The organism is Herbidospora sp. NBRC 101105 (assembly GCF_030269205.1).
Taxonomy (GTDB): Bacteria; Actinomycetota; Actinomycetes; order Streptosporangiales; family Streptosporangiaceae; genus Herbidospora; species Herbidospora solisilvae.
Map to the genome: position 1 here is coordinate 1,549,186 of NZ_BSSX01000001.1, position 22,640 is coordinate 1,571,825.

Below are 22,640 nucleotides of genomic sequence, written 5' to 3' on the forward strand. Positions count from 1 at the left end.
ATCTCAGCCTCCTGAGCCCGCGCGGTTGGCGCGGATGAGCAGCCAGAGCAGAATCGGGGCGCCGAGGACGCCGGTGACGATGCCGACGGGGAGTTCCATCGGGAAGAGCCGGGCGGCGGCGAGGTCGGAGCCGGTGACGAACAACGCGCCGGTCAGGCCCGCCGCGAGCGGGGGAGGCCAGGCGGTGCCGGCCAGCCGCTGGGCGATCTGGGGCGCGGCCAGGGCGACGAACGCGATGGGCCCTCCGGCGGCCGTGCCGAAGGCGACCAGGCCGACGCCGGTGACGAGCAGGGCGAACCGCACGACCTGGACGCGGGTGCCGAGGCCGACGGCGACGTCGTCGCCGAGCTGGAGGGTGCGGGTCAGGCGGCCGAGCGCCAGGGCCGCCGGCACCAGCACCGCCATGGTGAGCGCGAGCGGCAGGGCCTGCGACCAGTCGCGGCCGTTGAGGTTGCCGGTGAGCCAGCCGAGGGCGGCGTGCGCCTGGAACTGCATGCCCCGGGCCACCAGGTAGTCGGTGGCCGAGGTGGCCATCCACTGGAGGCCGATGCCGACCAGGATGATGCGGTAGCCGGTGGTGCCGCGCCGCCAGGCCAGCACGTACACGAGGGCGGCCATGACGAACGTGCCGAGCAGGCCGAGCGCCTGGGTGCTGAGGGTGCTCGTCCAGCCGAAGACGATGCCGGCGACGACGGCCGTGCCGGCGCCCTGGGTGAAGCCGATCATGTCGGGGCTGGCCAGCGCGTTGCGGGTCATCGTCTGGAAGATCGCGCCGGACAGGCCGAACGCGAAGCCGACCAGGAGGCCGACGACGGCGCGCGGCAGCCGGAGCTCCTGCACGATGAGCAGCGTGCCGGGGTCGCCGACGCCGACGACGGCCCGCAGCGCCTCGGTGAAGGTGATGGGGAAGTCGCCCATCGACACCGCCCAGGCGACCACCAGGAACGTGGCGGCGGCCAGCGCGGCGCAGACGGTGATCAGGCGGGGGCGCAGGCGGCCGGACAGGGGCGGCAGGGCGATCCGGAAGTGGGCGCCGGCCTTGGGGGTGAGGGTCTTGGCCGCCACGTCACACCTCCGCCAGCTTGCGGCGGCGCACCAGCATGATAAAGAACGGCCCGCCCAGGAACGCGATCAGCACGCCCGCCTGCACCTCCGTGGGTTCGGCGATCAGGCGGCCGGCGATGTCGGCCACGAGCAGCAGCGCCGGGGCGATCAGCGCCGACAGCGGCAGCAGCCAGCGGTGGTCGGGGCCGAGACCGGCCGACTGGGCGAGGGCGCGGGCGACGTGGGGCACGACCAGGCCGATGAAGACCACCGGGCCGATCGCGGCGACGGCGGCGCCGGTCAGCAACATGATGGCGACCACTCCCTGCGTGCGGACCAGCGCCAGGTTGCGCCCCAGCGAGGTGGCCACGTCGTCGCCGAGCGCGAGGCTGTTGAGCGCGGGGGCCGAGGCGAACGCGAGCACCGCGCCGACCACGACGAACGGGAGGATCTGGACCGCCACGTCGCCGTTCAGGCCGGCCAGCGACCCGGCCGACCAGAAGCGGTAGCGGTCGAGGGCCTCGACGTCCATGAGGACCATCGCGCTGGTCACCGAGCCGAGGAACGCGGTCACGGCGATGCCGGCCAGGGCGAGTTTCACGGGGGTCAGGCCGGAGCGGCCCATGCGGCCGAGCACGAAGACGACCACGCTGGCCGCCGCCGCGCCGAGGAGGGCGAACCAGATGAAGCCGTACAGGGTGCCGACGCCGAAGGCCACGATGGAGACGACGATGCCGAACGACGCGCCCGCGCTGACGCCCAGCAGGCCGGGGTCGGCGAGCGGGTTGCGGGTGAGCGCCTGCATGAGGGTGCCGCCCAGGCCGATCGCGACGCCGGTGGTGAGGCCGATGGCGGTGCGGGGGGCGCGGACCGACCAGACGATGTTCTCGACGTTCGACGACACCGGGTCGCCGGTGAGGGCGGCGACGACCTGGCCGAGGGGGATCGCGACGGCGCCCAGCGCCAGGGACAGCAGGCAGACGAGGACGAGCACGGCGACCAGCAGCGTCAGCAGCAACATCGGCCGGACCCCGGGGGGTGACTTACTGGGAGTAACTGAACCGATCGCCACGAATCCTCATCTTAGGTTAGGCAGCCCTTAACTCTAGCCCCCCGGCTTAGGTAGCCTTTCCGAAGAACTTAGGTAATGCTTACCTTAGTAGTGGTGTTCACGGTTTGGGAGGCTCGGTCTTTCGTGTCCGCTATCGATCAGTCGGCGGCTTTCTGGCGCCAGCGCCTGACCCCTCTTCCTCAGCGGCTCACTCTCCCGGTGGACACGGCGACCCCGCCCGGACCCCGGCGCGGCCGGAGGGCCGTGCCCGCCGCCCCGGAGGCGACCCGGCTGGCCGCCGTCGCGGCCCTGCTGCACCGCTACGGCGGCGCGACCGACTTATTGATCGGGTACGACACCCTCCCGCTCCGCCTGGCGGTCACGGGGGCCACCCCCTTCTCCGAGCTTGTACGCAGCGTCACCGCCACCCTGGAGGAGGCCCGCGCCCACGGCCGCCCCGAGGAGCTCCCCGAGGTCGCCGTCGCGGTGGGCCCGTGGCCCGCCGACGCCGCCCTCACGGTGACCTTCGACGACGGCCACGTCGCCTTCGACGGCCCCGGCGACGCCGCCCACCTCGCCACCCTGCTGGCCGACGCGCTCGCCCGCCCTGGCACCCCCGTCGCCGACCTGGACCTGCTCCCCGCCGATGAGAAAACCCTGATCCTCGACGGCTGGAACCCGACCACGCACGCCGTGCCACTGCGCACGTGGCCGGCCATGTTCGCCGACCAGGTCGCCGCCCGCCCCGACGCGACCGCCCTGGTCTTCGAGGACCAGTCGCTCACCTACGCCGAGCTCGACGCGCGGGCCAACCGCATCGCGCACGCCCTCATCGCCCGCGGCGCGGGACCGGAGAAGGTCGTCGCCCTCGCGGTGCCGAGGTCGCTCGACCTGATCGTGGCCGAGGTCGCGGTGCTCAAGGCGGGCGCCGCCTACCTGCCGGTCGACACCGACTATCCGCCCGACCGCGTCGCCTACATGCTCCAGGACGCCCGGCCCGTCTGCACGGTGACCACCACCGAGACCGCCGAACCGGGCAGCCTGGTGCTCGACGCGGCGGAGACCGTACGGGAACTGGAGAGCAGGCCGGCCACCGATCCGGTGACCGACCTGCGGGTCGACAACGCCGCCTACGTCATCTACACCTCCGGCTCCACCGGCAAGCCCAAGGGCGTGGTGTTGTCGCACGCCGGGGTCGCCAAGCTGGTCGCCACCCAGGTCGAGCGGTTCGGGATCGGGCCGCACAGCCGCGTGCTGCAGTTCGCCTCGCCGTCGTTCGACGTCGCGTTCTGGGACCTGTGCCTCGGCCTGCTGTCGGGCGGGCGGCTGGTCGTGGTGCCATCGGAGCTGCGGGTGCCCGGACGGCCGCTGGCCGACTACGCGCACGCCCACGGCATCACCTTCATGATCCTGCCGCCCGCGCTGCTCGACGCGATGCCCGCGGACGTGGTCCTGCCCCCGGCGACGCTGCTCGCCGGCACCGAACGCGTCTCGCCCGAGCTGGTCAACCGCTACGCGCGCGGCCGGATGATGTTCAACGCCTACGGCCCCACCGAGGCCACCACCAACTCCACGCTCGGCCTGTGCGACCCCGACATCGCGCCCGGCTCGATCGTGCCGATCGGCGTTCCCGACCCGGGCACCCGCGCCTACGTGCTCGACGACCGGCTGCGGCCGGTCCCGGCGGGCGTCCCGGGTGAGCTCTACCTGGCGGGCGAGGGCCTGGCGCGCGGCTACCTCGGCCGCCCGGCGCTCACCGCCGAGCGGTTCGTCGCCGACCCGTTCGGCGGGCCGGGGGAGCGCCTCTACCGCACCGGCGACCTGGTCAGATGGCGGTCGGACGGCCGCCTGGAGTTCCTCGGCCGGGTCGACTCCCAGGTCAAGATCCGCGGTTTCCGCATCGAGCCCGGCGAGATCGAGTCGGTGCTGCGCGCCCACCCGGCCGTCGAGCAGGCCGCCGTCGTGGTGCGCGAGGACCGGCCCGGCGACCGCAGGCTGGCCGCCTACGTCGTGCCGTCGCTCGCCGAGGGGGCGCGCGTCGAGGAGTGGAAGGACCTGCACGAGCTGCTCTACTCCGCCTCGGCCGGTGACGGCTTCGCCGGGTGGAACAGCATGTACGACGGCCTCCCGATCCCCCTTGCGGAGATGCGCGAGTGGCGCGAGGCCACCGTCGCGCGCATCGAGGACCTGAAGCCCAGGAAGGTCCTGGAGATCGGCGTGGGCAGCGGCCTGATCCTCGACCGGATCGCGCCGTCGGCCGAGGCCTACTGGGCCACGGACCTCTCGGAGGAGGCCGTCCGCGCGCTCGGCGACCGGCTCGACCCCGCGCTGGCCGCCAAGGTGCGCCTGCGGGCCCAGCCCGCCGACGACGTCACCGGCCTGCCCGAGGGCCACTTCGACGTCGTCGTGCTGAACTCGGTCGCGCAGTACTTCCCCGACGCCGCCTACCTGGAGCGGGTCATCCGGAAGGCGGCGACGCTGCTGGCCCCCGGCGGGGCGGTCTTCGTCGGCGACGTGCGCAACCTCCGGCTCCTCCGCACGCTGCGGGCCGCCGTGGAGACCCGCCGCCACCCCGACGACAAGCAGGCGATCCGGGCGGCGACCGACCGCTCGGTGGCATGGGAGGGCGAACTCCTGCTCGACCCCGACTTCTTCGCCACCCTCGACGGTTTCACCGCCGACGTCCAGGTCAAGCGGGGCCGTTTCCACAACGAGCTCACCCGCTACCGCTACGACGTCGTGCTGCGCCCCGGCCTCGCGGAACCCGCCGGGGAGCGGGCCGTCCGGTGGACGGGCCCCGGCCTCACCCTCACCGACGGCCTGCGCGTGACCGGCATCCCCAACGCCCGCCTGACCGCCGACCTCACCGCCCTGTACGCCGTCGACGACACCAGCCGCCCGGCGGCGGCCGAGGGCGTCGACCCCGAGGACCTGCACGCCCTCGCCGCCGAGCAGGGCTTCCGGGCCACGGTCACCTGGGACGCCCAGGCCGACGACGGCTCCCTGGAGGCCGTCTTCACCCGGCCGGGCGCCACCGCCGTGCCCGTCTACCGGCCCTCCGGCGGTTTCCCGCTCGCCAACCGGCCCGCCCCCTTCCGGGACGTGTCGGCGCTCATGCGCGTCCTGCGGGCGCACGCCGCCGAATGGCTGCCCGACTACATGGTCCCGGCCGCCTTCACCCCGCTCGACCGGCTGCCCGTCACCGCCAGCGGCAAGATCGACGCCGCCGCCCTGCCCGCCCCCGACTACGCCGCCCTCAGCTCCGGCCGCGCCCCGCGCGACCCCCGCGAGGAACTGCTCTGCGGGTTGTTCGCCGAGGCGCTCGGGGTCTCCGGCGTGACGATCGACGACGACTTCTTCGCCCTCGGCGGCGACAGCATCACCGCCATCCGGGTGCTCGCGGGCGCGCGCGCCGCCGGGCTGCGGCTGACCTCCCGCGACGTCTTCCGGCACCGGACCGTCGCCGGGCTGGCGGGCGTCGTGGCCGACGTCCGGGCGCAGGCCGCCGGCGTCCTGGACGTGCCCGGGGGCGTGGACGTCGCCGGGCTCGACGTCGAGGAGCTGCTGCCGCTCAGCCCCCTCCAGGAGGGCTTCTACTTCCACTCGCTGGCCGACGATCACGACGCCTACGTGGTGCAACAGGTGGTCGAGCTCGACGGCGGGGTCGACCCCGAGCGGCTGCGCCGGGCGGCGGAGCTGCTGGTCGCCCGGCACGCGCCGCTGCGGGCCTGTTTCCGGCCCGGCGCGGGCGGCCGTCCCGTGCAGGTGATCCGGCGCGCGGTGGCGCTGCCGTGGCGGGAGGCCGACCACGACGTCACCGCCGAGGAGCGGGCCCGGCCGTTCGACCTGGCGGGCGCGCCGCTGCTGCGCTGCGCGCTGATCGGCGGCCGGAGGCTGGTCCTCACGTTCCACCACATCGTCGCCGACGGGTGGTCGCTGCCGGTGCTCCACCGTGAGCTGCTGGCGCTCTACGCGGGTGAGGCGCTGCCGGAGGTCACCCCGTACCGCGAGTTCCTGCGTGGCCTGGCCGGGCGCGACGGCGAGGGCGCGCGGGCGGCCTGGGCGCAGGCCCTGGCCGGGTTCGACGAGCCGACCCGCATGGTCGCCGCGCCACCGGTCCCGGTGGTCCCGGCGCACGTGCGGGTCGAGCTCGCCGAGGACGTCACCGAACGGCTCACCGCGCGGGCCCGCCGGCTCGGCGTGACGCTGAGCACGGTCGTGCAGGGGGCCTGGGGGCTCCTCGTCGGCCGCACCACCGGGCGCGAGGACGTCGTCTTCGGCACCACCGTCTCCGGCCGCGACGCCGAGGTGGCCGGGATCGAGGACATGGTCGGCCTGTTCATCAACACGCTGCCGACCCGGTTCCGGTGGAGCCCGTCGGCGACGCTGGCCGACCTGCTCACCACGCTGCAGGGCGAGCAGGCCGCGCTGCTCGACCACCAGCACCTCGGGCTGGCCGCCGTCCAGCGGGCCGCCGGGCGCGCGGGGGGCGGGGAGTTGTTCGACACGCTGGTCGTGTTCGAGAACTATCCGTCCAGCAGCGGCCTCGCGGCGGGCGGGCTGCGCATCGCGGGCGCGGAGTTCCACGACACCGTGCACTATCCGCTCGCGCTGATCGTCAAGCCGGGCCGCCGCCTCGACCTGCGGCTGAAGTTCCACGAGGGCCGGGTGCCGCGCGCCGAGGCCGAGGGGATCGCCGACCGGCTGGCCCGCCTGCTCACCGCCGTCGCCACCGACCCCGGCCAGCGTGCCGCCCGCGTCGACCTGGCCGAGGACCTCGGCCCGCAGCAGGGCGAGACCGTGCCGATCGACCCGGGCACCCTGGCCGACCGCATCGCGGCACAGGTGGCCCGCACTCCGCACGCGCTCGCGGTCGTGTACGAGGACACGCGCCTCACCTACGCCGAACTCGACGCCCGCGCGGCCGAACTCGCGAGCCGGCTGCACGCCGGGCGCGGCGACGTCGTGGCCGTGGCGGTGCCGCGTTCGGAGCAGCTCATGATCGCCCTGCTGGCGGTGCTGAAGTCGGGCGCGGCCTACCTGCCGATCGACACCGGCTACCCGGCCGACCGGATCGCCTACATGCTGGCCGACAGCGGCGCCAGGACGGTGATCCGGGGCCGAGAGCTACATGTTGAAATCTCGGGCGGCGAAAGCCGCCCGAGCGCGGCCCGTGACGTCGACCCCGCGGGCGTCGACTCTGTGGGCGTCGGTCCTGCGGGCGTTGACTCTGCGGGCGTTGACTCTGTGGGCGTCGGCGCTGCGGGCGGCGACCGCCCGGACCCGGATCGGGCGCGGCCCGGCGACCCCGCGTACCTGATCTACACCTCCGGCTCGACCGGCCGTCCCAAGGGCGTGCTCGTCTCCCACGAGGCCATCGTCAACCGGCTGGAGTGGATGCAGGGCGCCTACCCGCTCGACTCCGACGACAGGATCCTGCAGAAGACCCCGGCCAGTTTCGACGTCTCGGTCTGGGAGTTCTTCTGGGCGCTCTGCGAAGGCGCGGCGGTGGTGTTCGCCAAGCCGGACGGGCACCACGACCCGGCCTACCTCGCCGGGCTCATCGCGGCCGAGGGCGTCACCACGATGCACTTCGTGCCGTCGATGCTGGAGGCGTTCCTCGCCGCCCCGGAGATCACCGCCGACCCGTCGTGGGCGGGCTCGCTGCGGCGGGTCTTCTCCTCGGGCGAGGCCCTCCCCGGCCAGGCCGCCCGCCGCTGGACCGAACTGACCGGCGTCCCGCTGCACAACCTCTACGGCCCGACCGAGGCGGCCGTGGACGTCACCTTCCACCCGTACACGACCGGCCAGGACGACCTCACGGTGCCCATCGGGAAGCCGGTCTGGAACACCGGCCTGCGGGTGCTCGACACGTGCCTGCGGCCGGTGCCCGACGGCGTGCCCGGCGAGCTCTGCCTGACCGGCGTGCAGCTCGCCCTCGGCTACCACGGGCGGCCCGGCCTGACCGCCGAGCGGTTCGTCGCCGACCCCTTCGAGCCCGGCCGGCGCATGTACCGCACCGGCGACCTCGTCTCGCGCCGCCCCGACGGCACGGTCGACTACCTCGGCCGCACCGACCGCCAGGTGAAGCTCCGGGGCAACCGCATCGAGCTCGGCGAGGTCGAGGCCGCGCTCGCCGCCGTCGACGGCGTCACCCGCGCGGCGGTCACCGTCCGGGCGAACACCCTGGTCGCCTACGTCGTCGGCGACGTCACCGAGGACGACGTCCGCCGGGCGGTCGCCGAGCGGCTCCCGGCCGCCATGACGCCCGGGGCGTATGTGATCCTGGACGCCCTCCCGCTGACCCCGAGCGGGAAGCTCGACCGCGACGCCCTGCCCGAGCCCACGGCGCGGCGGGCGGCGGCCCGCGCGGCGGGCGACCCGCGCGAGGAACTGCTGACCGCGATCTTCGCCGAGGTGCTGAAGCTCGGCGAGGTCGGCGCCGACGACGACTTCTTCCTGCTCGGCGGCGACAGCATCAGCTCGATCGGCGTCTCCAGCCGGGCCCGCGCGGCCGGGCTGGCCGTCAGCCCGCGCGACGTCTTCGTGCACCGCACCCCGGCCGCCCTCGCCGCGACCGCCGAGGCCGTGACCGGCACGACGGCGGCCCGGCGGGAGTTCCGCCTCACCGAGGAGGAGCGCGCGAAACTCGGCGACCTGGAGGTCTGGCCGCTCGCGCCGCTCCAGGAGGGCCTGTTCTTCCACTCCAACTTCGACGCGGGCGAGCTCGACGTCTACACCGTCCACGAGACCTTCGACCTCGACCGCCGGCTCGACCCCGAGCGGCTGCGCGCCGCGATCGGGGCGCTGCTGGCCGCCACCCCGGGCCTGCGGGCCGGGTTCACCAGCGACGGCCTGCGCCAGCCGGTCCAGTTCATCGCGACCGACTACGAGATCCCGCTGGAGGTGCACGACGATCCCGAGGACCTCGACGCCCTCATGCGGGCCGAGCGCCTCAAGCGGTTCGACCTCGACCGGCCGATCCTGTTCCGCGTCCTGCTGATCCGGCTGCCCGACCGCGACCGCCTCGTCATCGGCCGCCACCTGCTCCTGTGGGACGGCTGGTCGGCGTGGTTGTTCCTCGACCGGCTCTTCTCCCTGTACGAGAACCCCGCCGCGCCTCTGGGCACGAGCGGCTACCGCGACTACCTGACCTGGCTCGACGCCCAGGACACCGCCGTCGCGACCGCCGCCTGGCGCGCCGCGCTCAAGGGCCTCGACGAGCCGACCCTGCTCGCCCCGGGCGACCACGACCCGGTCATCCCCGAGCAGCTCGACCGCGACCTGCCCGGCACGCTCCGCGACGTCGCCCGGAGCCACGGCCTCACCCTCAACACCCTGTTCACCACGGCCTGGGGCCTCACCCTGGCGAGCGTGACGGGCCGCAGCGACGTCGTGTTCGGCACCACGGTCGCCGGCCGCCCGGCCGAGGTCCCCGACGTCGAGAACGTCATCGGCCTGTTCCTGAACACCGTCCCGGCCCGCATCGCCTTCGACCCCGCCGAGCCGGTCGGCGCGCTGCTCCGCCGGGTGCAGGACGAGCGCCTCGCGCTGATGCCGCACGAGTGGCTCGGCCTCGGCGTCGTCCAGGCCGAGACGGGCCACCGCAGGCTGTTCGACACGCTGTTCGTCATGCGCGACGGCGACACCCGCGAACGCCTCGCCGACCTGCGCGAACGCCACGGCGCGACCGCGGTCGCCAACGTCGACGCCACCCACTACCCGGTCAACCTGATCGTCACCCCCGGCGATCCGACCAGGGTCACCCTGGCCTACCGCCCCGACCTGGTCTCCGAGCGCTACGCCGCCGACCTCCTCGACCGGTTCGCCCTCGTCGTGACGCGGCTGGCCGCCGACGTCACCGCCCCCACGGGCCGCCTCGACGCCTCGCTGCCGTCCGAGGCCGTCGACCCCGGCGAGAACCGCGTCGACGACCCGGCCGACACCATCGCCGACCTGCTGGCCCGGCAGGCCGGACGCACCCCCGACGCCACCGCGCTCGTCTTCGGCGACGTCACCGTCACCTACGCCGAGCTCGACGCGAAGATCAACCGCATCGCCCGCCTGCTGATCGCCCACGGCGCCGAGCCGGAGGCCGTCGTGGCCCTGGGCCTGCCCCGGTCGATCGACATGGTCGCCGCGCTGTTCGCCGTGCTCCGGACCGGCGCCGCCTACCTGCCGCTGGAGCTCGACCACCCCGACGACCGCTTGGCCGCCATGCTGGAGGACGCCCGGCCGGTCGTCCTGGTCACCACGCCGGAGGTCTCGGCCCGCATCGCGACCACCACGCCGAGGGTCCACCTCGACCGGCTGGAGGACTTCGCGGCCGACCCGGTCACGGTCGACTTCAGCCTCGACCATCCCGCCTACGTCATCTACACCTCCGGGTCGACCGGCCGCCCGAAGGGCGTCGTCACGCCCTACCGGGGCCTGACGAACATGCAGCTCAACCACCAGAGCGAGATCTTCGACCCGGCCGTCGCCTCGGCCGGCGGGCGGCGGCTGCGCATCGCGCACACCGTGTCGTTCGCGTTCGACATGTCGTGGGAGGAGCTCCTCTGGCTCGTCGAGGGCCACGAGGTGCACGTCTGCGACGAGGAGCTGCGCCGCGACGCCCTCGCGCTGGTCGCCTACTGCGAGGCCAACCGGATCGACGTCGTCAACGTCACCCCGACCTACGCCCACGTGCTGATCGAGGAGGGCCTGCTGGAGGGGCACCGGCCGCCGCTCGTGCTGCTCGGCGGCGAGGCGGTCTCCGACCACGTGTGGTCGGTGCTGCGCGACACCGAGGGCACCTACGGCTACAACCTCTACGGGCCGACCGAGTACACGATCAACACGCTCGGCGGCGGCACCCACGACAGCGACACCCCGACCGTGGGCACGCCCATCCGGGGCACCCGCGCGCACATCCTCGACGGCTGGTTGCGGCCGGTGCCCGAGGGCGTCGCGGGCGAGCTCTACATCTCCGGCATCGGCCTGGCCCGCGGCTACCTGCGCCGTCCCGGCCTGACCGCCGAACGTTTCGTCGCCGACCCGTTCGGGCTGCCCGGCGAGCGCATGTACCGGACCGGCGACCTGGTGCGGCGGCGTCCCGACGGCAACATCGACTTCCTCGGCCGCACCGACGACCAGGTGAAGATCCGCGGCTACCGCATCGAACCGGGCGAGGTCGAGAGCGCGCTCACCCGCCTGCCGCAGGTGGCCCAGGCCGCCGTGGTCGTCCGCGACGACCGCTTGGTGGCCTATCTGGTGCCCGTCCCGGGAGACCGCCGCGAGACCGAGAGCGCCCAGATCGGGGAGTGGCAGGAGATCTACTCCGACGAGTACGAGGAGATCGGCACCGCCGTCTGGACCGAGGACTTCGCGGGCTGGGACAGCTCCTACGACGGCACCCCGATCCCGCTGGAGCACATGCGCGAATGGCGCGAGGCCACGGTCGACCGGATCAGGTCGCTCAACCCGCGCAACGTCCTGGAGATCGGCGTCGGCTCCGGCCTGCTGCTGTCGAAGCTTGCTCCTGAGGCCGACAGCTACTGGGCGACCGACTTCGCCGCCCCGGTCATCCGCAAGATCGGCGAGGACCTCAAGCGGGACCCCGCGCTCGCCTCGAAGGTCACGCTGCGGCACCAGGCGGCGAACGTCACCGACGGCCTGCCGCGCGACTTCTTCGACACGATCGTCATCAACTCCGTCATCCAGTACTTCCCGAGCCTCGACCACCTGACCGAGGTCGTCGAGGGCGCGATGGCGCTGCTGCGGCCGGGTGGCGCGCTGTTCGTCGGCGACGTCCGCAACCTCCGGCTGAACCGGCACTTCCACGAGGCGATCCAGGCCGTGAAGGGCGGCGACGTCGACCGCAGCCTCGCCCTGGAGAAGGAGCTCCTCGTCGACCCCGACTACTTCACGCGTCTCGGCCACCCCCTCGACCTGCGCACCAAGCGCGGCCACCACCACAACGAGCTCAGCAGGTACCGCTACGACGTGGTGCTCCACAAGACGGACGCCGAAATCTCGGTACAGAACGTTCCGGCCGTCGCCTGGCCCGACTTCACCGGGTTCGACGGGAACCCCGTCCGCGTCACCGGCATCCCCGACGGCCGGATCGTCGAAGGCGGCGTCGAGCCGGAGTTCCTGCACACCTTCGGCCCGGCCGTCACCACCTGGTCGCCGGAACCGGGCTGCTTCGAGGCCGTGTTCCTGCCCGAGGTGCCGCGCGCCCTCGACGGCGTCTACCGCCCGACCGGGGGAGTGCCCCTCGCCAACGACCCCGGCGACGCCCGCCGGTCGAGCGCGCTGGTCGCGGCGGTCCGGGAGGACGTCAGGCGCGAGCTGCCCGACTACATGGTGCCGGGCGCGTTCGTCGTGCTGCCGAAATTGCCGATGAACGACAACGGCAAGCTCGACGTCGCCGCCCTCCCGTCGCCCGAGCCGGTCGCGAGCGGCGGCGGCCGGGCGCCGCGCACGCCCGTCGAGGAGACCCTCTGCCGCATCTTCGCCGAGGTGCTCGGCCTGGAGGAGGTCACCGCAGAGGACACGTTCTTCGAGCTCGGCGGCCACTCGCTGCTGGCCACCCGCGTGGTCAGCCGGGCCCGCGCCGACCTCGGCGCCGAACTCGCCATCAGGGACCTGTTCGAGGCCCCGACCCCGGCGCTGCTGGCCGAACGCGTCGCCGGCGGCGCGCCGGCCCGCCCGGCGCTGACGGCCGGGCCGCGACCGGAGCGGGTGCCCGCCTCGGCCGCGCAGCGGCGCCTGTGGCTGGCCGAACGCCTCTCCGGCGGCGACGCCTACCACTTCCCGCTGGTCGTGAAGGTGCGCGGCGCGTTCGACCCGGCCGCCTTCGAGCAGGCCGTGAACGACGTGGTCCGGCGGCACGAGGTGCTCCGGACCGTCATCGAGGAGGTCGACGGCGAGCCCTACCAGGTCGTCACCGACCTGACGGTCCGGGTGGGCACGGTCGACGACCGCAGCCCGTTCGACCTGACCCGCGAGCCGCCCATCAGGGTCTCGGTCCGGGAGACCGCCCCCGATGAGCACCTCGTGGCGATGATCCTGCACCACATCGCCACCGACGAGTGGTCCGACCGGCCGTTCCTGCGCGACCTGGAGACCGCCTACCGGGCACGGCTGCTCGGCCGGGCCCCCGGCTGGGAGCCGCTCGCGGTCCAGTACGCCGACTACACCCTCTGGCAGGACCGCCTGCTGGCCCGCGACGGCGAGCGCCAGCTCGCCTTCTGGCGGGACCGGCTCGACGGCCTGCCCGACGAGATCGCCCTGCCGCACGACGGCCCGCGGGTCCCCGGCGGTCCCTCGGGCCTGATCCGCCTGGACGTCCCGAACGCCGACGCGGTCAGGGAGCTCGCCGCCGCCACCGGGACCAGCGTGTTCATGGTCCTCCAGGCGGCGGTCGCCGCCCTGCTGCACCGGCTGGGCGCGGGCGACGACATCCCGATCGGGGCGCCGATCGCGGGCCGTACCGACGAAGGGCTCGACGACCTCGTCGGGTTCTTCGTGAACACCCTCGTCCTGCGGGCCGACCTGTCCGGCGACCCGACGTTCGGGGAGCTGCTCGACCGGGTGAAGGAGGCCGACCTGGCCGCCTTCGACCACCAGGACCTGCCGTTCGAGCGGCTCGTCGAAGACCTCAACCCGCCGCGGGTGCCGGGCCGCAACCCGCTGTTCCAGGTCATGATGGGCTACCACCACCGGCCCGGCGGCGACCCCGACGTGCTCGGCCTGGAGACCGAGTGGATCGACAGCCCGATCGAGACGGCCCGGTTCGACCTCGACTTCACCTTCGTCGACGGCCCCCGTATGACCCTGCTGCTGGAGTACGCCGAGGGCCGGTTCACCGAGCGGACCGCCGCCGACATCGGGGCCCGCGCGCTGAGACTCCTCGACGGGCTGCGGCCCGGCACCCGGGTCAGCGAGTTGCCCGTCCTGCTCGACGGTGACACGGCCGTCCGGAGCGAGCCCCGGCCGTTCCCGTTCCGGTCGATCCCGTCGATCGTCGAGGAGCTGGCGGTGACCAGGCCCTCCCACACGGCTCTGGTCACCGCCGACCGCGCCTACACCTTCGCCGAGCTGGCCGAGCGGGTGCGCGCGGTGGCGGCGCACGTCGCCGCCAAGGGCGCGGGACCCGAGAAGGTGGTGGGCCTGGCGGTCTCCCGGGCCGAGATGGTGCCGGCGATCCTGGGGGTGCTGGCCTCCGGGGCCGCGTACCTGCCGATCGACCGGGGCCATCCGGCCGACCGGCTGGCGTACATGATCGCCGACACGAAGCCCGTCTGCGTGCTGACCTCCCTCGACGGGCTGACCGGTGACGCCGAGGTCGCCGACGTCGAGCCGGACAGCGCGGCCTACGTCATCTACACCTCCGGGTCGACCGGCACGCCCAAGGGCGTCGTCGGCACCCACCGGGGCATCGCCAACCTGTTCGCCGCGCACGCCGCCGACCTCATCACCGCCGAACCGGCCAGGGCGCTGCACGCCGCGTCGTTCAGCTTCGACGGCTCGTGGGAGCCGCTGCTCTGGCTGCTGGCCGGGCACACCCTCCACGTCGCCGACGAGCAGACCATGACCGACCCCGCCGCGCTGCTCGCCCTGATCGAGCGCGAGCGGCTCGACTACGTCGACCTCACCCCGACCTACCTGCGGGAACTCATGCACCACGGGTTCCTCGACGGCTACGTGCCCAAGGTGCTCTCGGTCGGCGGCGAGGCCACCCCGCCCGCGTTGTGGGAGCGGCTCAAGCGCCTGCCCGGGGTCGTCGTGCACGACCTCTACGGCCCGACCGAGTGCGCGGTCGACGCCTACGGCTGGCACGACGGCTGGGCCGCCCCGGTCGCCAACATCCGCGTGTACGTCCTGGACGCCCGCCTGCGCCCCCAGCCCGCCAACGTGCCGGGTGAGCTCTACCTGGCCGGGCCGGGCCTGGCGCGCGGCTACCTCAACCGGCCCGGCCTGACCGCCGAGCGCTTCACCGCCGACCCCTTCGCGGCCGGGGAGCGCATGTACCGTACCGGCGACCTGGCCCGGTTCCGCCCCGACGGCACGCTGGAGTTCCTCGGCCGCGCCGACGACCAGGTCAAGCTGCGCGGCTTCCGGATCGAGCCCGGCGAGATCGAGGCCGTGCTGCGCGCCCACCCCGCCGTCGGCCAGGCGGCGGTGATCGTGCGCGAGGACACGCTCGTCGCCTACGTCGTCTCGGCCGCGACCGAGGACGAGCTGCGCGCCCACGTCGCGGCGCAGGTGCCGGACCACATGGTCCCGGCCGCGTTCGTGCAGATGGACACGCTGCCGAGGTCGGTCGCCGGGAAGCTCGACCGCCGCGCGCTCCCCTCCCCCGAGCGGCGGGCCGCCGCGTCGCGCCGCCCCCGGGACGCCCGCGAGGAGGTGCTGTGCGCGGTCTTCGCCGACGTGCTCGGCGCCGAGATCGGCCCCGACGACGACTTCTTCGCCTTCGGCGGCCACTCGCTGCTCGGCATGCGCCTGGTCAGCCGGATCAGGGCCGCGCTGGGCGCCGAGGTCTCGCTCCGGGCGGTCTTCGACGCGCCCACCCCCGCGCGGCTGGCCCTGCGGCTGGGCGACGCGGTCCGGCCGGGTCCCGTCCCGGTCGAGCGGCCGGAGTTCCTCCCGCTCTCCTACGCCCAGCGCCGCATGTGGCTGCTCGACCGGATCGACGACACGAGCGCCTACGAGATCACCATGGCCTGGCGCCTGGAGGGCGCCCTGGACGTCGCGGCGCTGCGGCACGCCCTGAACGACGTCGCGGAACGGCACGAGGCGCTGCGCACCGTCTTCCCCGAACGCGACGGCGAGCCCTACCAGCTCGTCCTCCAGGACGTCACCGTCCCGCTGGTCGAGGGCCCCGTCACGCCGGGGTTCGCGCTCGACCGCGAGATCCCCGTCCGGGCGCACCTCGACGGCGACGTGCTGACGCTGGTCGTCCACCACATCGCCACCGACGAGTGGTCGGACGCCCCGCTCCGGCGCGACCTCGCCACCGCCTACAACGCCCGCCGGCGCGGCGAGGCCCCGGACTGGACGCCGCTGCCGGTCCAGTACGCCGACTACACCCTCTGGGCTCCCGAAGGGGAGACCGGCTACTGGGAGGAGACGCTGCGGGACCTGCCCGACGAGCTGGCCCTCCCGGCCGACCGGCCGCGCCCGGCCGAGAGCTCGTTCCGGGGCGGCCTGGCGGGCTTCACCCTCGACGCCGGCCTGCTCGGCGGCCTCCGCGAGGTCGCGCGGGCGCACGGCGTCAGCATGTTCATGCTGACCCAGGCCGCCGTCGCCGCCCTGCTCAACCGGCTTGGCGCGGGGGAGGACATCCCCCTCGGCACCCCGATCTCCGGCCGCGCCGACGAGAGCCTCGAAGACCTCGTCGGGTTCTTCGTCAACACGCTGGTGCTGCGCACCGACCTGAGCGGCGACCCGACCTTCGCCGAGCTGCTCGGCCGGGTCAGGGCCACCGCGCTGGCCGCCTACGAGCACCAGGACGTGCCGTTCGAGCGGCTCGTCGAGGTGCTCGACCCGCCGCGCTCGCTGGCCCGGCACCCGCTGTTCCAGGTGATGGTCGTCTACCTGACCGGCCGGGCGGCCCCGCCCGCGTTCGACGGCCTCACCGTCACCGAGGTCGAGACCGGCCAGGACACCGCGAAGTTCGACCTGAGCGTCGACTTCGTCGAGCGCGACGGCGGCGTCGAGGGGTGGATCGAGTACAGCGCCGACCTGTTCGACCAGGAGACCGCCGACCTGCTCGCCGCCCGGCTCGTGCGGCTCCTGCGCCAGGTGGCGGCCGACCCCGCGACGCGGGTACGCGACCTCGACGTCCACATCGAGGAGCCCCCCGCCTTCACGACCGTCGCGGTCCCGGCGGCCACCCTGCCCGAGTTGTTCCGCGAGCAGGTGCGCCGCACCCCCGACGCGCTCGCGCTCGTCTTCGGGGACACCCGGCTCACCTACGCCGAGTTCGACGCCCGCGTCGAGGAGACGGCCCGGGTGCTGGCCGGTCTCGGCGCGGGCCCGGAGACGACCGTCGCCGTGTCGCTGCCCCGCTCGATCGAGCTGGTCACGGCCCTGTACGCCGTCCAGCGCGCCGGGGCCGCCTACCTGCCCCTCGACCCCGACCTGCCGGCGGAGCGCCGGGCGTACATGCTGGCCGAGGCCAAGCCCGTCCTCGTCGTCGACGGCCCGCTCCCGGCCGGCCCGCGCGGCGACCTGCCCACGGCCTACCCGGGCAAGAGCCCGGCCTACGTGATCTACACCTCCGGCTCGACCGGCCGCCCGAAGGGCGTCGTCGTCCCGCACGAGGGCATCGCCAACCGCCTCCAGTGGATGCAGGCCGAATACGGGCTGACCACCGAGGACCGGGTGCTCCAGAAGACCCCGGCGAGTTTCGACGTGTCGGTGTGGGAGTTCTTCTGGCCGCTGATCACCGGGGCGGCGCTCGTCGTGGCCCGGCCCGACGGCCACCGCGACCCCGCCTACCTGGCCGCGCTCATCGAACGGGAGGGCGTGACGACGGTGCACTTCGTGCCGTCGATGCTGCGCGCCTTCCTCGACGTCGAGGTGCGCGGCCTGAAGCGGGTGCTCTGCTCCGGCGAGGCGCTGCCGCCGGACCTGGCCGCCGCGTTCCACCGGAAGGTCGACGCCGAGCTGCACAACCTCTACGGCCCCACCGAGGCGTCGGTCGACGTCACCGCCGTCGCGGTGCCCGGCGACGAGGTCACCATCGGCCGCCCGATCTGGAACACCCGCACCTACGTGCTCGACCGGTGGTTGCGGCCGGTCCCGCCCGGCGTCGCCGGGGAGCTCTACCTCGCGGGCGTGCAGCTCGCGCGCGGCTACCTCGACCGGCCCGGCCTGACCGCCGAGCGGTTCGTCGCCGACCCGTTCGCGGCGGGGGAGCGCATGTACCGTACCGGCGACCTGGCCCGCTGGAACCGCGACGGCACCCTCTCCTACCTGGGCCGCACCGACCACCAGGTGAAGATCCGCGGTTTCCGGATCGAGCTGGGCGAGATCGAGGCCGCCATCGGCGGCGTCAACGTCGTGGTGGCCCGCGACGACCGGCTCGTCGCCTACGTGACAGGCGAGCCGCGCGACCTCGACCTGGCCAGGACGCTGCCCGAGTACATGGTGCCCGCCGCCGTCGTCTGGCTCGACGCGCTCCCGCTGACCACCAGCGGCAAGCTCGACCGCGCCGCCCTGCCCGCGCCCGGTTTCACCGCGGGCGAGGCCCTCCCGGCGACGCCGCGCGAGGAGACGCTCGCCGGGGTGTTCGCCGACGTGCTCGGCCTCGACCGGGTCGGCGCGGAAGACGACTTCTTCGCCCTCGGCGGCGACAGCATCGTGGCGATGCGCCTGGTCAGCCGGGCCAGGGCCGCGGGTCTCCAGCTGACCCCGCGCGACGTCTTCCGGTTCCGTTCGGTACGCGGCCTCGCGGCCGTCTCGGCGGAGGCGTCCGCCGACGAGCGGTCGGTCGCCTTCTTCACCCCGGAGGAGCGCGCCGAGTCCGCCGACCCGATCCTCCCGGTGACCCCCCTCCAGGCCGGGCTGCTCTTCCACGCCTCCCACGACGAGGAGGACGTCTACACCGTCCAGGTCGTGTTCGAGATCGACGGAGAGGTCGACCCCGGCCGGCTGCGCGCGGCGGGCCAGGCCCTCCTCGACCGCCACGAGAACCTGCGCGCCGGGTTCCGCCACCTGTCGTCCGGCCGCCCGGTGGCGGTGATCCCGCCGCGAGTCGAGCTGCCCTGGCGGGAGATCTCCGCGGACGACCTCGACGCCGAACTGGCCGTGGAGCGGAGCGGGTTCCGGCTCGACGCCCCGCCGCTGCTGCGCCTGATGCTGGCCGGGAACCGCCTCGTGCTCTCCCACCAGCACGTCCTGCTCGACGGCTGGTCGCTCCCGGCCCTGATGGCCGAGTTCACCACCCTCTACGAGGGCCGCGCCCTCCCGGCGGCCCGCCCGTTCCGCGACCACCTGGAGTGGCTGGCCAGGCAGGACGCCGACGCCGCCGCGCGGGCCTGGGCCGAGGCGCTCGACGGCGCCGAACCCACCCTGCTCGGCCAGGGCGCCCACCACCCGGCGCTGCCGAAGCTCCACCAGGTGCGGCTGACCCGGTCCGAGACCGAGCGCCTCACCGCCTACGCCCGGTCGAACGGCCTGACGCTCAACACGGTCGCCCAGGGCGCGTGGGGCCTGCTGCTGGCCCGCCTGACCGGCCGCGACGACGTCGTCTTCGGCGCCACGGTCTCGGGCCGCGACATGGCGGACGCCGATTCGATGGTCGGCCTGTTCATCACGACCGTCCCCGTGCGGGCCACCCCTCGCGAGGGGGAGCGGATGACGGCGTACCTGACGAGACTCCAGGACCGGCAGGCGTCGCTGATCGAGCACCAGCACCTCGGCCTGGCCGGCATCCAGAAGGCCGCCGGGACGGGCGAGCTGTTCGACACCCTGATGGTCTTCGAGTCCTACCCCGACGCGGGCGGCCACGACCGGTTCACCCCGATCGCCCACCACGACGCCACGCACTACCCGCTGACCTGGGCCGTCGAGCCCGGCGAGGAGCTGGTGCTGACGGCCGAGTTCCACGGCGACCGGGCCGGGGCCGAACGCGTCGCGGACGCCCTGGCGGAGATCCTGAGGCGGGTCGCCGACGACCCGGTCGTGGGTGCCCTCGACGGCCTCGTCCCGGGCGAGCGTGCGTGGTTGCTCGACCAGGGCACCGGCGTGGTCCGGGAAACGGGCGGCACCGTCCCGGAACTGTTCGCGGCCCAGGCGGCGGCCACCCCCGCCGAGGTGGCGCTGGTCGCGGGCGGCCGGTCGTGGACGTTCGCCGAACTGGCCTCGTCGGTCGACTCTGTGGCCAGGGCCCTGGTCAGCCGGGGAGCGGGCCCGGAGAAGATCGTCGCGCTGGCGCTGCCGCGCACGGCCGACCACGTGATCGCCATCCTGGCGGTGCTGCGGTCGGGGGCGGCCTACCTGCCGATCGACCCGGCGCTGCCGGAGGCCCGCGTCGCCGGCATGCTCGCCGACGCGGACCCGGTGCTGGTCCTGCACACCCTGGACGGCCTCGACGGTTCCGGCGACCTCCCGGAGGTCTACGACCCGAGACACCCGGCGTACGTGATCTACACCTCCGGCTCGACCGGCCGCCCGAAGGGCGTCGTGGTCACCCACGCCTCGATGGCGAACCTGTTCCACAGTCACCGCGCCGACCTCTACGACCGCGTGAAGGCCACCACCGGCCGCCGCCACCTCCGCGTCGGGCACGCCTGGTCGTTCTCGTTCGACGCGTCGTGGCAGCCGCAACTGTGGCTGGTCGACGGCCACGCCCTGTACGTCGCCGACGACGAGACCCGGCGCGACCCGGTCCTGCTGGAGCGGTTCGTCCGCGCCCACACGATCGACTTCATCGAGGTCACCCCGTCGTTCCTGGCCCAGATGCCGGGCCTGCTCGACGACGGCCCGCTGGCGCTCGTCGGCGTCGGCGGCGAGGCGGTCACCGACACGTTGTGGTCGCGGATGCGGTCCGGCGTCAACCTCTACGGCCCGACGGAGGCCACGGTCGACGCGCTCGTGGCCCACACGGGCGACAGCGCGACGCCGCTGGTCGGCCGCCCCGTCGCCAACACCCGGGCCTACGTCCTGGACGCGGGCCTGCGCCCGGTCGCCCCCGGCGTCACCGGCGAGCTCTACCTGGCGGGCGCGGGCCTCGCGCGCGGCTACCTCAACCGGCCGGGCCTGACCGCCGAACGGTTCGTGGCCGACCCGTTCGCGGCGGGGGAGCGCATGTACCGTACCGGCGACCTGGCCCGCTGGACCGCCGACGGACGGCTCGACTACCAGGGCCGCGCCGACGACCAGGTCAAGGTCCGGGGTCACCGGGTGGAACCCGGCGAGATCGAGGCGGTGCTGAGCCGCTGGGCGGCGCAGGTGACGGTGCAGGTCGTCGACGGCCGGCTGGTCGCCTACGTCGCCGGCGCGGTGGAGGGCCTGCGCGACCTGGCCGCCCGGGAGCTGCCCGGCTACATGGTCCCGAGCGCCTTCGTCGCCCTCGACCGGCTGCCGGTGCTGCCCAACGGCAAGCTCGACCGGGCCGCGCTCCCGCCCCCGTCGTTCGCGCCCTCGCGGAGCCGCCCCGCGTCGGGGGAGGCCGAGCGGGCGCTGCTGGCGGTGTTCGCCGAGGTGCTGGACGTGCCCGGCATCGGCGTCGAGGACGACTTCTTCGCCTTCGGCGGCGACAGCCTGGTCGCCATGCGCGTCCTCGCCCGCGCCCGCGCCGCCGGTTGGACGGTCACCACCCGCGAGATCTTCGAGTCCCGCACGGTCGAGGCCCTGGCGAAGGCGGCCCGCCGGGAGGCGATCCCGCTGACCCCGATCATGCGCCGCCTGGTCCGGCGGCCCCACATGGAGTCGTTCTGCCAGTCGGCCGTGCTCCGCGTCCCGGCCGGCCTGACACCTGAGCGGTTCGCGGAACTCCTGGCGAAGGTGGCCGCCCACCATCCGATGCTCCGCTCCCGGCTCGCCGACGACGGCCTCCACATCGGCGAGTTCACGGTCGGCGACCTCGACCCGCGCGTCGGCCGGATGGTCGCCGTCGACTGGCTCGGCGACCGCGTCCGGTTGTCGATCCACCACCTGGCGGTCGACGCCGTCTCGTGGGGCGTCATCCTCGACGACCTGGTGGCGGCCTGGCGCGGCGAAGAGCTGGCCCCCGTCCCCGTGCAGTTCCACCAGTGGGCCGCGGCGGGCGACGACCTGCCGGAGACCGGCGTCCACGGCCTCGTCCGCGACGCGGTCACCTCGGTGACCAGGGTCCCCGCCTTCGACGTGACCGACGTGTTCCTGGTCACGACGCTGCGCGAGGCCTTCGGCCGCGACGTCACGATCGAGGTCGAGGGCCACGGCCGCGACGGCGACCGCGACCTGTCGCGTACGGTCGGCTGGTTCACGAAGATCACTGTGCACGGCGACGGCGAACCGGAGGTCCTGCTGAACTACCTGGGCCGCCTTACCCCGGAGGAGGGCGACTGGACCGTCGACCCCTCCGCCGAGGAGACCCCCGACCATCCCGACGCCCCCCTGACCCACCCGTACACCATCGACGCCGTCACCGTGGACGGCGTCTTCACCGCGACCTGGACGCGCGCCCCCGGGGCGCCCGACCTGGCCGACAAGTGGCGCGACGCGCTAGAGAAGGGAACCCCCGCATGAGCACCAACCCGTTCGAGAACCCCGACGGGGTCTATGTCGTCCTGGTGAACGAGGAGGGCCAGCACAGCCTGTGGCCCGAGTTCGCCGACGTGCCCGCGGGCTGGACGGTGACCTTCGGCCCGGCGGCGCGGCAGGCCTGCCTCGACCACATCGAGGCGACGTGGACGGACATGCGGCCCAAGAGCCTGCGTTCCTGATCCGGTGCCGGGAGACTGCCGGCCGGCCACAGGGCTGGCTGGCTGGTCCATGTCACGAAAGCACGGTTGCCGGTCGGTCTGGCTACTTTGATCACAACCCCCGGCGGGAGGTGACGGCC

The 22,640-nt window shown here is 74.1% G+C and carries 4 protein-coding genes; 2 read left to right on the forward strand and 2 right to left on the reverse strand.

Going from position 1 to position 22,640, the window contains the following annotated elements:
- Positions 1-3: 3 nt before the first annotated feature.
- Together QSK34_RS06850 and QSK34_RS06855 are read right to left on the reverse strand one after the other, a co-directional pair.
- Positions 4-1,065, reverse strand: a complete 1,062-nt coding sequence (locus tag QSK34_RS06850; RefSeq protein ID WP_285581123.1) for a FecCD family ABC transporter permease — start codon at positions 1,063-1,065, stop codon at positions 4-6.
- A gap of 1 nt (position 1,066) precedes the next feature.
- On the reverse strand, positions 1,067-2,065 hold the full coding sequence (locus QSK34_RS06855; protein WP_285581125.1) for a FecCD family ABC transporter permease: 999 nt from the start codon (positions 2,063-2,065) through the stop codon (positions 1,067-1,069).
- 126 nt (positions 2,066-2,191) lie between these two features.
- On the opposite strand from QSK34_RS06855, the gene QSK34_RS06860 reads away from it, so the two are divergent.
- Both QSK34_RS06860 and QSK34_RS06865 read left to right on the forward strand, forming a co-directional pair.
- Positions 2,192-22,324: an amino acid adenylation domain-containing protein gene (locus QSK34_RS06860; RefSeq protein WP_502875367.1), complete on the forward strand. Its 20,133-nt coding sequence runs from the start codon at positions 2,192-2,194 to the stop codon at positions 22,322-22,324.
- Positions 22,321-22,521, forward strand: a complete 201-nt coding sequence (locus QSK34_RS06865) for an MbtH family protein (RefSeq protein ID WP_285581129.1) — start codon at positions 22,321-22,323, stop codon at positions 22,519-22,521. Before QSK34_RS06860 ends, QSK34_RS06865 begins: the two co-directional genes overlap by 4 nt.
- Positions 22,522-22,640: the final 119 nt, after the last annotated feature.